Source organism: Streptomyces sp. NPDC056452, assembly GCF_042796085.1.
In the GTDB taxonomy this organism is placed as follows: Bacteria; Actinomycetota; Actinomycetes; order Streptomycetales; family Streptomycetaceae; genus Streptomyces.
Genome location: NZ_JBHTRI010000064.1, coordinates 1 through 11,912, shown reverse-complemented (window position 1 = coordinate 11,912; position 11,912 = coordinate 1). Strand labels below are relative to the sequence as shown.

Annotated in this window: 14 protein-coding genes; 9 read left to right on the top strand and 5 right to left on the bottom strand. The window is 71.5% G+C overall.

Annotated elements, in window-relative coordinates; translation table 11 throughout:
• Positions 1-44 precede the first annotated feature (44 nt).
• Together ACFQ6X_RS34795 and ACFQ6X_RS34790 are read right to left on the bottom strand one after the other, a co-directional pair.
• Positions 45-656 carry a hypothetical protein gene (locus ACFQ6X_RS34795; protein WP_383187885.1) on the bottom strand — a complete coding sequence of 204 codons (612 nt, stop codon included), beginning with the start codon at positions 654-656 and terminating at the stop codon, positions 45-47.
• Positions 656-1,228, bottom strand: coding sequence for a hypothetical protein (locus ACFQ6X_RS34790; protein ID WP_383187882.1), 573 nt, complete (start codon positions 1,226-1,228; stop codon positions 656-658). Before ACFQ6X_RS34790 ends, ACFQ6X_RS34795 begins: the two co-directional genes overlap by 1 nt.
• Before the next feature lie 218 nt (positions 1,229-1,446).
• Here ACFQ6X_RS34790 and ACFQ6X_RS34785 point away from each other — a divergent pair, with 218 nt between their 5' ends.
• Positions 1,447-1,851, top strand: a complete 405-nt coding sequence (locus tag ACFQ6X_RS34785; protein WP_383187880.1) for a DUF1992 domain-containing protein — start codon at positions 1,447-1,449, stop codon at positions 1,849-1,851.
• A 62-nt stretch (positions 1,852-1,913) separates the two neighbouring features.
• On the top strand, positions 1,914-2,411 hold the full coding sequence (locus ACFQ6X_RS34780) for a GNAT family N-acetyltransferase (RefSeq protein WP_383187877.1): 498 nt from the start codon (positions 1,914-1,916) through the stop codon (positions 2,409-2,411).
• Between the two features lie 60 nt (positions 2,412-2,471).
• On the opposite strand, the gene ACFQ6X_RS34775 is transcribed toward ACFQ6X_RS34780, so the two are convergent.
• Positions 2,472-2,858 (bottom strand): VOC family protein, encoded by a 387-nt coding sequence (locus ACFQ6X_RS34775; RefSeq protein WP_383187874.1) that lies wholly within the window; start codon positions 2,856-2,858, stop codon positions 2,472-2,474.
• Positions 2,859-3,249: 391 nt separating this feature from the next.
• Here ACFQ6X_RS34775 and ACFQ6X_RS34770 point away from each other — a divergent pair, with 391 nt between their 5' ends.
• Positions 3,250-3,813, top strand: a complete 564-nt coding sequence (locus ACFQ6X_RS34770; protein WP_383187872.1) for a DUF6328 family protein — start codon at positions 3,250-3,252, stop codon at positions 3,811-3,813.
• Between the two features lie 5 nt (positions 3,814-3,818).
• Here ACFQ6X_RS34770 and ACFQ6X_RS34765 read toward each other — a convergent pair whose 3' ends face one another.
• Positions 3,819-4,628, bottom strand: coding sequence for a VOC family protein (locus ACFQ6X_RS34765; protein ID WP_383187870.1), 810 nt, complete (start codon positions 4,626-4,628; stop codon positions 3,819-3,821).
• A gap of 157 nt (positions 4,629-4,785) precedes the next feature.
• Positions 4,786-5,115 (bottom strand): DUF6479 family protein, encoded by a 330-nt coding sequence (locus ACFQ6X_RS34760; protein ID WP_383187867.1) that lies wholly within the window; start codon positions 5,113-5,115, stop codon positions 4,786-4,788.
• Between the two features lie 427 nt (positions 5,116-5,542).
• On the opposite strand from ACFQ6X_RS34760, the gene ACFQ6X_RS34755 reads away from it, so the two are divergent.
• From ACFQ6X_RS34755 to ACFQ6X_RS34730, 6 genes are all read left to right on the top strand, one after another.
• Positions 5,543-5,938 carry a hypothetical protein gene (locus ACFQ6X_RS34755; RefSeq protein WP_383187865.1) on the top strand — a complete coding sequence of 132 codons (396 nt, stop codon included), beginning with the start codon at positions 5,543-5,545 and terminating at the stop codon, positions 5,936-5,938.
• 35 nt (positions 5,939-5,973) lie between these two features.
• Positions 5,974-6,546, top strand: a complete 573-nt coding sequence (locus tag ACFQ6X_RS34750; RefSeq protein WP_383187862.1) for a 2Fe-2S iron-sulfur cluster-binding protein — start codon at positions 5,974-5,976, stop codon at positions 6,544-6,546.
• Entirely contained in the window at positions 6,543-7,541 is a 999-nt protein-coding gene (locus ACFQ6X_RS34745) for an FAD binding domain-containing protein (protein ID WP_383187860.1), read from the top strand. Before ACFQ6X_RS34750 ends, ACFQ6X_RS34745 begins: the two co-directional genes overlap by 4 nt.
• 40 nt (positions 7,542-7,581) lie before the next feature.
• Positions 7,582-9,675, top strand: coding sequence for a xanthine dehydrogenase family protein molybdopterin-binding subunit (locus ACFQ6X_RS34740; RefSeq protein ID WP_383187858.1), 2,094 nt, complete (start codon positions 7,582-7,584; stop codon positions 9,673-9,675).
• Positions 9,676-9,828: 153 nt separating this feature from the next.
• Positions 9,829-10,296, top strand: coding sequence for an ATP-binding protein (locus tag ACFQ6X_RS34735; RefSeq protein ID WP_383187855.1), 468 nt, complete (start codon positions 9,829-9,831; stop codon positions 10,294-10,296).
• A gap of 152 nt (positions 10,297-10,448) precedes the next feature.
• Positions 10,449-11,867, top strand: a complete 1,419-nt coding sequence (locus tag ACFQ6X_RS34730; protein ID WP_383187853.1) for an NADP-dependent succinic semialdehyde dehydrogenase — start codon at positions 10,449-10,451, stop codon at positions 11,865-11,867.
• Positions 11,868-11,912: the final 45 nt, after the last annotated feature.

The window sequence follows — 11,912 nt, the reverse complement described above, 5'->3', positions numbered from 1 at the left end:
GTCCTCGAAGGACGTCGCACCGGGCCGCCGTTGCGGGGTTCCTGTCAGACTCGCAGGAGCCGTTCGCCGACGTCACGGTACTGCTGCAGGGCAAGCCGCAGCTCCTCCGTCCGGGCCTCGGTGTCCTGGGCCTGCCAGCTCGTGTGCAGGGTGCGCCTGCGCTCCTCGAGCGCCTCGGTCAGATCCGCCACGATCCTGTCGAAGGTGCTTTCGGCCTCCTCGACCGCCTGGCGCGGGCTCTCGACGAAGTCGGCGACGGCCTGCTGCATGCGCTCGGTCAGCGAGTCCTGCTCCTTGACGGGCAGCAGGGGCGTGCCCGTCGGCGCGGTCCCGGACCTGCCGGCCGGCTTGCCCGCCGGGGCCGGGGCGCTGGACGGGCGTGCGGTGGCCGGGCGTGCCGTGGCCGGGGGCGCGGCGGGCGGCGCACCGGCATCGCCGGGACCCCGGTTCATGACCTGGGTCGGGTCGGGGCCGGGTGTCGCGGTCCGCGTCGCGGCAGTCCCGGGCGCCGGGTCGTGCTGCGGTTCCGGGGCGGTCCGAGACGTCTCGGTGCGCCGCGCTTCCGTCGAGCCGGGGGGAGTCTCGGCGCGCCGCGCCTCCGCAGCGGTCCGGGGCGCCTCGGTGGCAGAACTGTCAGTGGGTCCGGTGCGGTGCATCAGGCGGTCCTTCCGTTCGTCCGGTGCCGGCTCGTGTGGGCCGGTTCGTCCGGAGACTGTCCGAGCAGTACGTCGAAGAGGGCGCGGGACTCGATCAGCGCCTTGCGCATGTCCTCGGTGCCGCCCTTGCCGCGCACTGCCGTGTGCACCTTGCGGTACCCGTCGACGTGCTCCGCGTGGTGCACCGAGAGGGCGGCCGTCTGCTCCTCGAAGCCGGCGCCGTCGGGGAAGCCCCGGTCCCGGGCCAGCTGTGCCAGCAGCGCGTCGGCCTGGGCGACCGCTTCGGTGGGCGAGTCGATGAACTGCTCCTGCACCGCGGCCCAGCGGTCGGTGTATCCCTCGCGCGCCTCCGGGGGCAGGGGCCGCTCCTCCAGGTGGCCGTGCAGCTTCACGCGCTCGGCGAGCTCGTGCTCGGCGGCCTTCGTGTCGCCGTTGTGCCGCTCGACCGTGCGGTCGTACTCCGGTCCGAAGCGACGCCGCAGTCCATGGCCGCCGCCCGTCCGGCGACGGACGAGGACGTAGCCGAGTGCCGCCAGCAGGACGACGGCAACGATGATCACCACGGTCGTCATGACGGACCCCCCTGTCGGTTCGCGGTCGGTGCGTAGCGCTGTCTCACTTTCGTCAACTCCCTTCCGACGGGCCCGGGTCGAAGTGCCGGGCCGCTGTGCAAGCTGTCGTGTACCCGCCTGACAGAGTTCATGCGGACGAGCCCCTCGGTATCGTGGAATGCGCCGGACCCGGGCCCGGATCCGGAGTCCTGCCGGACGAGTTCTGAGAGGGGCACACGGTGACCGAGCGCAAGCCCACCGGCGTCAGCTTCGAATCCTGGGTGGACAAGCAGATCCGCGAGGCCGAACAGCGCGGCGACTTCTCCGCGTTGCCCGGCTTCGGCAAGCCGATCCCCGGGCTCGAACGGCCCTACGACGAGACCTGGTGGATCAAGGCCAAGATGCAGCGGGAGGGGCTGTCCGTACTCCCGCCGTCGCTGGCCCTCCGGAAAGAGGCGGAGGACGCCAGGGACGCGGTCTCGGGCGCCGGGACGGAAGCCGAGGTCCGGCGCCTGCTGAACGAGATCAACGACAAGATCCGCAAGGCGCTCCTCATGCCGCCCGAGGGCCCGCCCCTGAACCTCGGGCCCTTCGACGTCGAGGCCGTCGTGGGGGAGTGGCGGGAGCAGCGGGGCCGGGGCTGAACCGGAACCCGTGGGGCATGGCCCCCTGGGCACCGTGATTCGCGGTACGTAATACTCGGTATATGAAGTCGAGCATTACGTACCGGCGTGGCGGGTCCACCGGACCCGCAGGGGTCCGCATCAGGCGGGCCGTCGCACGGGATGCCAAGCGGCTCACCCGTCTCGTCACCACCTCACGCGCCTACGACGGGCCGTACGCGCCGATGGTCCAGGGGTACCGGGTCGGCCCGGACTACATCGAGACCCACCGGGTCTTCGTCGCCGTCGGCGCCGACGACCGCGTGCTCGGCTTCTACTCGCTGGTCGTCTCCCCGCCCGAACTCGACCTCATGTTCGTCGGCGACGACGCCCAGGGGCTGGGTATCGGGCGCCTCCTCGTCGGTCACCTGCGGGACGAGGCGCGCCGCGCCGGACTGAGCGATGTACGTGTGGTCTCGCATCCGCCCGCCGAAGGCTTCTACCGCAGCGTGGGCGCGGAGCGCACCGGTACGGTGCCGGCCAGCCCGCCCGCGGTGATGTGGGACCGGCCCGAACTGACCCTCCCGATCGAGAGCCCCTGACGGCGAGTGGCCCGGCCGTCTCCCGGCCGGGCCACTCGGATGCGCCACAGGCGGCCGCTGTTACGACCAGCCGCCGTACGGGCGGGTGATGAGTTCCATCCCGTGCCCGTTCGGGTCGGGGAAGTAGATCCCGCGCCCGCCGTCGTTGTGGTTGATCTCGCCGGGCAGCTTCTGATGGGGATCGGCGTAGTACGCGATCCCCTGCGCCTTGATCCGCTCGAAGGCCGTATCGAACTCCGCCTCGGAAATGAGGAACGCATAGTGCTGCGCGGTGATCGATTCGGCGGGAATGGTCGCGAAATCCAGCGTCACGCCGTTCGCGAGAACGAGCGGAATGAAGGGGCCCCATTCCCTTCCGGCGTCCAGGCCCAGAATGTGCGCCAGGAAATCGGCGGACTCACGGTTGTCCCGGCAGTGAATGATGGTGTGATTCAACTCGACTGACACTGTGGAATGCCTCCAACGGGCATCTCACGGGCTACCTCCACGCCTCACCCGGACGGTGACCGACGCGCGATGCCGTACACAAGATCTTAGGCGAGGGGTCACGGTGAGTCGAGGGCTTGGCCTCTGATCGCCCGGTTCCGGCCGCTCGCCGGCCGCCGTCCGCACCCGCTGTGCGGGGGAGGACGGCGCCCGGCCGGCGTGGTGAAATCCCAGGTAGGTGCCACCATGGACTGCACGGGCACGTGTGCCGTCCACCTGCGCACAGCCGGTTCGCCTGTACGGGCCCGGCCCGCACTGTGCTTGGCGGAATACCACGTGCTCTCCCGCCGAGAGGATTCACAGCGCGACCGCAGGGCACCAGTACCACCCACTCGACGTGGTGGAGGCACCGATGGGACGGATACCGGCGGGCAAGGGTGGGGAGAGGGCCTCGGAGGCCAGGAGCGGCCGTGAGGAGACGGAGGAGGAACGGGCGGACCGGCAGTGGACGGATCTGCTGCAGGAACTGCGGGTCGCCCAGACCGGTGTGCAGATCCTGTTCGGTTTCCTGCTCGCGGTGGTCTTCCAGCCCCGGTTCGCCGACCTCTCCACCGCCGACCGGAACATCTACGTCGTCACGGTCATGCTGGGATCGGCCACGGCCGCCGCACTGATCGGGCCGGTGTCCTACCACCGGCTGCTCACCGGCAGACGGATGAAGCCGCAGACCGTGACCTGGGCCTCGCGCCTGACGAAGCTCGGGCTCGGACTGCTCTTCTGCACGATGTGCTCGACCCTGCTGCTCATCCTGCGGGTGGCGCTCCACAACGTGCTGGCCCTGTGGCTGGTGGGCGCGATGGCGCTGTGGTTCCTGGCCTGCTGGTTCGTCTTCCCGCTGTGGGCCATCGCCCGGGGGAATCCGAAGTCCGGCGACGGCGGCCGACCGGGCGACGGGGGTTCCGCTTCCGCCGGGTGAACCCTTCAGTCGTCGTCCGTCTCGGCGGGGCTGCGTACGTCCGTCACGGTGAACAGCCCGCCGTCCGGGTCGCGCAGCGTCGCCTCGCTGCCGTGCGGCACACTGCGCCGCTCCAGGAGCGTGCCTCCGTGCTCCTCCGCGAGGCGGACCGTCGCCGCCACATCGGTGGTCGGGAACTGCACCTGCCAGTGCGGGCGCACCATCGGGTCGGGTGCGGACTCGACGGCCCCGGAGCTGATCCGGGCCAGTGGACGGCCGTCGCAGCGCACGAGCACCTCCTCCTTGACGTACGAGACCTCGCAGCAGCCGGGCGCCCCGCTCTCCCAGTCCAGGACCTCGCCGTAGAAGATCGCGGCGTCGAAGGCGTTTCTGGTGCGCAGCCTGAGCCAGGCGTGCGCCCGGTGCCCGGACGGTGCGAGGGAGGCCGCGCGCCCCGTCCACTCCCAGACGCCGAAGGACGCGCCGTCCCGGTCGGCGGCCAGGACGGCGCGTCCCTTGCCGATGGTCAGCGGGCCCACCGCCACCGTGCCACTGCGTTCGCGGATGCGGGACGAGGCCACGTCGGCGTCCCGGACCGAGAAGTACGGGGTCCAGGCCACGCCCACCTGGTAGGCGGAGGCGACTGCGCCGATTCCCGCCACGGGCACTCCGTCCGAACGGGCCATGGCGTAGTCCTTGCCCAAGGGGCCGGTGCGGAACGTCCAGCCGAGGACGGCACCGTAGAAGCGCTGGGCGGCCCCCAGCTCCTGGGTCACGAGATGGACCCAGCACGGCGCGGTGGCGCCGGTCAGCGGTGCCGGTTCGCTTGCGGTCATGGTCGCTCTGCCTTATCGGTTCTGCGGCATGACTTCTTCGGTGCCGCGGGGGCCAGCACCAGCCTCATGTGTGCCGACCGCTCCCGCAACACACGGCCTCCTCGCCGCCGGGGCCGCGAGGAGGCGGCGGCCGGACACGCGCCCGGGCGTCCGCGTCTCAGTCGCGCGGGCGGTCGGTGTCGGGCGGGATCACCTCGTTGCCGTGGTCGCCGAGCTCGTAGGGCGAGAGTCCCCGGCCGTTCTCGGGAAAGCTGTCCGAGCCGTGCTTGTCGCTCTCCCGGATCTCCGTCCGGTGATCGGGGCGGTGCGGCTGCTCCTCGGGGCGCGGCGGCGGAAGTTCCTGGTCCCGGCGCCGCATGCCCCACCAGAAGGCGCCGACCAGCACGACGGCTACGGCAAGTCCCGCGATGCCGACGACAACCCCGATCGTGCCGGGCCCGGCAAGGGTGACGGCGAGAGAATCCCTGACTCCGTTTGTTACGTCCATGCATGGCGCATACCCGGGAGGATCGATAACAGACAGTTGGTGAAGGTAATTCATATTTTGTGACGGTGTCCTGGTGAAAGTGTTTCGCGCGGTTCGAACCGGCTACACGATCATGAGCGGGGCAGGCCGCCTTGCTCATGCCCGCCCTTCCGCCGGCTGAACCTGCTCGTGTCGCCGACACGGAGCCACTGGGCGAGCCTGGAGTGGGTGCGCTCCGTGGCACGTCGCGGCTGTTCGTCCGACCGGGGCGGGGTACCCGCCCAAGTGGGATCCGGAGCCACGCGTACCGCGTCGTCGTCCGGACCCGGCCGTCGTAGGGCCCTCCACGTGGGCTCCCGCTTCACCCGCACGAGTGCAATGGCCGACCGGTTCGTGGCGATAGGCCTCGGCTGCGGTATCGCCTTCCTCGAAGCCGAAAGGAAACACTGTGAACAGCACGGACGCACAGGCACAGGAGCACCGGGAGAGCGGCGACGTCGTGGTGGCGGTGACCGGCTGCCCGAAGGAGGACGCGCGCACCGTGTTCGACGTGCTGCGCCGTGCCTTCGTCTCCGACCGCCCGGCGAGCGACACCCCCGAGGAGGTGTCGCCGACACGCCCGACGGTGTGGACGGCGACCGTCGATGTGTCCGAAGAGCTCGCCGGTGCCCGGCCCACGCAGCTGTCCGCGCCCGTGACCGTCGAGGCGCAGGGCGGCTACTGGGCGGTCGACCGCCTCCGTCAGCACCTGGCGGACACCTTCGCCGTCCGGGTCGTGGGGACGGCCGCGGGTGACCAGGAACAGGAGATCCGGCTGCGCCTGGAGAGCCGCGGCCCCGCGTGATGCCCGCACCGCACGAAACCGGAAGGCGCCAGTCCATGGACCTCACCCCCGGGAAGGGCGATTCGGACGCCGGACAGGTTCCGCTTCCGGGCACCCGCTCGACCTTCACCCTGCACATCAACGGCACCGCACGGACGGTGACGCTCGATCACCGCACCACCGTGCTGGACGCGCTGCGCGAACACCTCGGCCTCACCGGTGCGAAGAAGGGCTGCGACCACGGTCAGTGCGGTGCCTGCACCGTGCTCGTCGACGGCCGCCGCGCCAACAGCTGCCTGCTGTTCGCGGTCGCTCAGGAGGGTGCCCGCATCACCACCGTCGAAGGGCTGGCCGACGGCGACCGGCTGCACCCCCTGCAGGAGGCCTTCCTGGAGAGGGACGCCCTGCAGTGCGGCTACTGCACCCCCGGACAGATCTGTTCGGCGCTCGGCATGCTCGGCGAGGCGGCGGACGGATTTCCCTCCCACGTCACCCCGCGCACGGCAACGGTCCCCGAAGGCCCGGCCGCCCTCGGACCGGAGGAGATCCGCGAACGGATGAGCGGCAATCTCTGCCGGTGCGGCGCGTACCCCCACATCGTCCGAGCGATCGAGGACGTGGCCCCGTGAAACCCTTCGCCTATCTGCGCCCCGGCTCCGTGGCCGACGCCGTCCGCGCCTGTGCCGAACGCCCCGGAGCCCGGTTCCTGGGCGGCGGCACCAACCTCGTCGACCTGATGAAGCTCGGCGTGGAGTCGCCCGGCCTGCTCATCGACGTCAGCCGGCTCCCGCTGGACCGGGTGACGCGGACGGACGACGGCGGCCTCCGGATCGGTGCGACCGTACGCAACAGCGACCTCGCAGCCCACCCCGATGTACGGAGCGGCTACCCCGCCCTGTCGCAGGCCCTCCTCGCCGGTGCCTCCGGGCAGCTCCGCAACACCGCCACAACCGGCGGGAATCTGCTCCAGCGCACCCGGTGCCCGTACTTCCAGGATGTCTCCAAGCCCTGCAACAAGAGAACCCCGGGCTCCGGCTGCCCGGCCCGTGAGGGCGCCCACCGCGATCTCGCGGTGCTCGGCCACTCGCAGGACTGCGTTGCCACCAACCCCTCGGACATGGCGGTCGCCCTGGCGGCCCTCGACGCGACCGTCCGGCTGCACGGACCCGAGGGCGAACGCTCCGTACCCGTCACCGGTTTCCACCGCCTGCCGGGCGACAACCCCGACCAGGACACCGTGATCAGGCCCGGCGAACTGATCACCGAAGTGGTGCTGCCACCGCGTCCGGACGGCGCCGTCTCCCTCTACCGCAAGGCGCGCGACCGTGCCTCGTACGCCTTCGCGCTCGCTTCGGTCGCCGCCGTGCTGACCGTCCGCGACGGCCGTGTCGAGCAGGCTTCGCTCGCCTTCGGCGGGCTCGCCCACCGGCCGTGGCGCGCCCTGGCCGCGGAGCAGGTACTGCGGGGCGCACCCGCTACCGACGAGACCTTCGCCCGGGCGGTGGACACCGAACTCGAAGCCGCCAGGCCCTTGCGGGACAACGGGTTCAAGGTGTCCCTGGCACGCAATCTGGCGATCGGGGCCCTGACCGAACTCGCCGCCCTGCCGGCGCCACCACGCTGAGCCGTCCGGCCCGCACTCCGACGAACCGAGGACTTCCGCCATGAGCCACGCACCCCAGCAGCCCGGCGCCCCCGTCGTCCGGCGCGAGGGCCGGGACAAGGTCACCGGCACGGCCCGGTACGCCGCGGAGCACACCCCGCCCGGTTGCCTGTACGGCTGGGTCGTCCCCGCCACGGTCCCGAGCGGGCACGTCACCGCGACCCGCACCGCCGACGCCCTCGCCGTTCCGGGAGTGCACACCGTCCTCACCCTGGACAACGCGCCGCGGCTGAAGGAACCCGACGACCCGATCCTCTCGGTCCTCCAGGACGACCGGGTTCCGCACCGGGGCTGGCCCGTCGCCCTCGTCCTGGCGGAGAGCCCCGAAGCCGCCCGGGCCGGCGCGGCAGCCGTCCGCGTGGAGTACAGGACGACCGGCCACGACGTGATCCTCACCGAGGACCACCCCGGCCTCTACACGCCCGAGCAGGCCAACGGGGGCCACCCGGCGGTACGCGAACGTGGCGACGCCGACGCCGCGTTCGCCGGCGCGCCGGTGCGTATCGACGCCACGTACACGCTCGGAGGTCTGCACAACCACCCCATGGAACCGCACGCCTCCACCGCCCGGTGGGCCGACGGACATCTGACCGTCCACGACTCCAGCCAGGGCTCCGGCGCAGTGCGCGACAGCCTCGCCCGGGCGCTGGGGATCGAGCGGAACCGCATCACCGTCATCTCCGAGCACGTCGGCGGCGGCTTCGGATCCAAGGGCACCCCGCGGCCCCAGGCCGTTCTGGCCGCGATGGCCGCGGTGCACACGGGGCGCCCGGTCCAACTCGCGCTGCCCCGCAGGTACATGGCGGCGATCGTCGGCCACCGTGCGCCCACGGTGCAGCGGGTGCGGCTGGGTGCCGACCGCGACGGCGTGCTCGTCTCCGTCTCCCACGAGATCGTCACGCACACCTCGACGATCAAGGAGTTCGTCGAGCAGGCCGCCGTACCGGCCCGTGTCATGTACGCCTCTCCCCACAGCCGCACGGTGCACCGGGTGAGCGCGCTCGACGTGCCGAGCCCCTCGTGGATGCGCGCACCGGGCGAGGCGCCGGGAATGTTCGCCCTCGAATCCGCCATGGACGAACTGGCCTGCGTCCTGGGGATCGACCCGGTCGAACTGCGCCTGCGCAACGAACCGGCGGCCGAACCCGACAGCGGACGCCCGTTCAGCAGCCGCAACCTCGCGGCCTGTCTGAACGAAGGCGCCCGGCGGTTCGGCTGGCACGACCGGGACCCGAGCCCCGCCGCCCGGCAGGAGGGGCCATGGCTGCTCGGCACCGGGGTCGCCTCGGCGACGTACCCGGTGCTCGTCTCGAAGTCCGCCGCCTCCGCGCATGCCGCACCGGACGGCTCGTTCCGTATCGGGGTGAACGCCACCGACATCGGCACCGGCGCCCGCACCGTCCTGGCGCAGATCGCCGCCTCGGCTCTGGGCACCCCGCACGAGAACGTCCGGATCGACATCGGCAACAGCGACCTGCCCGAGGCCTCCGTGGCCGGTGGCTCCTCGGGAACTGCGTCCTGGGGGTCGGCGGTGCACAAGGCGGCCACCGCCCTGGCGGACCGGCTCGCGGGACACAGCGGGCCGGTCCCACCGGAGGGCATCACGGTCACGGCGGACACGGAGCAGGAGACCGGGGAGGAGTCCCCGTACGCCCGGCACGCCTTCGGCGCACACTTCGCCGAGGTGGCGGTCGACTCCCTCACCGGCGAGGTCCGGGTGCGGCGGATGCTGGGCGTCTTCGCGGCCGGACACATCCTCAACTCCCTTACAGCGCGCTCCCAGTTCATGGGTGGCATGGTCATGGGCCTCGGCATGGCCCTCACCGAGGGCAGCACCATGGACCCCGTCTTCGGGGACTTCACCGAGAGCGACCTGGCCTCCTACCATGTGCCGTCGTGCGCCGACGTCCCCGCGATCGAGGTGCACTGGATCGACGAGGACGACCCCCACCTCAACCCGATGGGCAGCAAGGGCATCGGTGAGATCGGCATCGTCGGCACGGCCGCCGCCATCGGGAACGCCGTGCGGCACGCCACCGGGGCGCGGCTGCGCACACTCCCGCTGACCCCGGACAAACTGCTGCCCTACCTGTGACACAGCGTGGCCCTGCCCCTCGGTTGCGCAACCGGCCCCCTCGGGTCACCCTGATGAGTGACCCAGAAGTGGATACTGCTCACGCTTCGTGTTCGGGGGTCGTTGGTACAGACGGGGTGAAGCACGTGGGCCTCGCGGTGAGGAGCCTCGACGATGACCGTTCCACTCGACCGGCACTATCTGGTCGAACTGCAGGTGTCGGCAGAGCGCATTTCCCAGCTGCGGCGCATCGTCGCCGCACACCTTCGTCACTGGAGCCTCGATCTGCACGTCCGGCCGGTGTGCCGGGCCGCGGACGAGCTCCTGACCAACGTCCAGCGGCATGTCGGCGACGACAACAAGTGCGTCGTCGAACTTCGCTGGACCGGCCGCCATCTGACGGTGTCCGTGGCCGACAACGACTCCCGGATGCCCAGGCTGCTCAGCGGCGGCGGTGGCGGCCTCAGCAGGGTCATGGCTCTCAGCGACAGCTGGGGCACCTGCCGGACCACCGACGGCAAGGTCGTCTGGTTCACGCGATACGCCGAGGCGCCGCGGACCACCGGCCTGCTGCCGCGTACGCCGCTCCCCGACGGCCGCACGTTCCGCAGCGGGCCCGTCCCGGAACCCGTCCTCGTGTGACGAGCGGTCACATCCCCGCCCGGCCGGCGCGGACTGCGTGCCTCGCGCACGCATGATCCGTGCCGGCCGGGTACGTGTGCACCACGGGTCCGCGTTGCGCGGCAGGGCGTGGCGCGGCACGGTCGAAGAACCCATGCAAGGAGGCCACTGCCATGCCCATCGCGACGGTCAATCCCGCGAACGGCGAGACGCTCGCGACATTCGACGCACTGGACGAGCAGGAGACCGAGCGCAGGCTCGCCGTCGCCGACGGTGCGTTCCGCCGCTACCGGACCACGGACTTCGCCGAGCGGGCCCGCCTGCTGAACCGGGCCGCCGACCTCCTCGACGAGGACCAGCAGGACATCGCGCGCACCATGACCACCGAAATGGGCAAGCCGGTCAAGGCGGCCCGGGCGGAGGCCGCCAAATGCGCCAAGGCGATGCGCTGGTACGCGGCCAACGCCGAGCGTCTGCTCGCCGACGAAGACCCCGAGGAGGCGGACGTCAAGGATTCCGGGGCGTCCCGGGCCCGTGTGCACTACCGCCCGCTGGGCGTCGTCCTCGCGGTGATGCCGTGGAACTTCCCGCTCTGGCAGGTCATGCGCTTCGCCGCGCCCGCCCTCATGGCGGGCAACACCGGGCTGCTCAAGCACGCCTCGAACGTGCCGCAGACCGCCCTGTACCTCGAGAACCTGTTCACCAGGGCCGGTTTCTCCGCCGGCTGCTTCCAGACGCTGCTCGTCGGTTCGGGCGCCGTCGAGGCGATCCTGCGCGACCCCCGGGTCGCCGCTGCGACCCTCACCGGCAGCGAGCCGGCCGGCCGGGCGGTCGCCTCCGTCGCCGGTGACGAGGTGAAGAAGACCGTGCTGGAACTGGGCGGCAGCGACCCGTTCATCGTCCTGCCGTCGGCGGACGTCCGCAGGGCGGCGGACACGGCCGTCACCGCCCGCGTACAGAACAACGGGCAGTCCTGCATCGCGGCGAAGCGCTTCATCGTCCATGCCGACGTCTACGACGAGTTCGCCGAGCGTTTCACCGCCGGGATGCGCGCCCTGACCGTGGGCGACCCGATGGAGGAGTCGACCGACGTGGGACCGCTCGCCAGCGAACAGGGCCGCACCGACCTGGAGGAGCTGGTGGACGACGCCGTACGCGAGGGCGCCACCGTGCTGTGCGGCGGGGGCCGGCCGGAGGGGCTGGGCGCAGGCCTCGACCGGGGCTGGTTCTACTCCCCGACCGTTCTGGCGGGGATCACCCCCGGTATGCGGATCCACCGGGAGGAGACGTTCGGCCCGGTGGCGACGCTCTACCGGGTCGCGGACCTGGACGAAGCCGTGAACCTCGCCAACGACACGCCCTTCGGGCTCAGCTCCAACGTCTGGACGCGCGACGAGGGGGAGACGAGCCGCTGCGTACGCGACCTGGAGGCGGGCGGTGTCTTCTTCAACGGCATGACCGCCTCGCATCCCGCCCTGCCGTTCGGCGGAGTGAAGCGTTCCGGCTACGGGCGGGAGCTGGCCGGGCACGGCATCCGTGAGTTCTGCAACGTCACGACCGTCTGGTACGGCCCCGAACCGGATGCCCGCTAGCAGCAACCGGTATCAGCACCCCGGCCGGCCCGCGGAGACGCGGGC

What these genes read in the sequence shown, in the direction of transcription:
- ACFQ6X_RS34765 (WP_383187870.1), bottom strand. Translation starts at nt 4,628, where the DNA reads ATGACCGCAAGCGAACCGGCACCGCTGACCGGCGCCACCGCGCCGTGC.
- ACFQ6X_RS34780 (WP_383187877.1), top strand. Translation starts at nt 1,914, where the DNA reads ATGAAGTCGAGCATTACGTACCGGCGTGGCGGGTCCACCGGACCCGCA.
- ACFQ6X_RS34735 (WP_383187855.1), top strand. Translation starts at nt 9,829, where the DNA reads ATGACCGTTCCACTCGACCGGCACTATCTGGTCGAACTGCAGGTGTCG.
- ACFQ6X_RS34760 (WP_383187867.1), bottom strand. Translation starts at nt 5,115, where the DNA reads ATGGACGTAACAAACGGAGTCAGGGATTCTCTCGCCGTCACCCTTGCC.
- ACFQ6X_RS34795 (WP_383187885.1), bottom strand. Translation starts at nt 656, where the DNA reads ATGCACCGCACCGGACCCACTGACAGTTCTGCCACCGAGGCGCCCCGG.
- ACFQ6X_RS34750 (WP_383187862.1), top strand. Translation starts at nt 5,974, where the DNA reads ATGGACCTCACCCCCGGGAAGGGCGATTCGGACGCCGGACAGGTTCCG.
- ACFQ6X_RS34770 (WP_383187872.1), top strand. Translation starts at nt 3,250, where the DNA reads ATGGGACGGATACCGGCGGGCAAGGGTGGGGAGAGGGCCTCGGAGGCC.
- ACFQ6X_RS34740 (WP_383187858.1), top strand. Translation starts at nt 7,582, where the DNA reads ATGAGCCACGCACCCCAGCAGCCCGGCGCCCCCGTCGTCCGGCGCGAG.
- ACFQ6X_RS34790 (WP_383187882.1), bottom strand. Translation starts at nt 1,228, where the DNA reads ATGACGACCGTGGTGATCATCGTTGCCGTCGTCCTGCTGGCGGCACTC.
- ACFQ6X_RS34730 (WP_383187853.1), top strand. Translation starts at nt 10,449, where the DNA reads ATGCCCATCGCGACGGTCAATCCCGCGAACGGCGAGACGCTCGCGACA.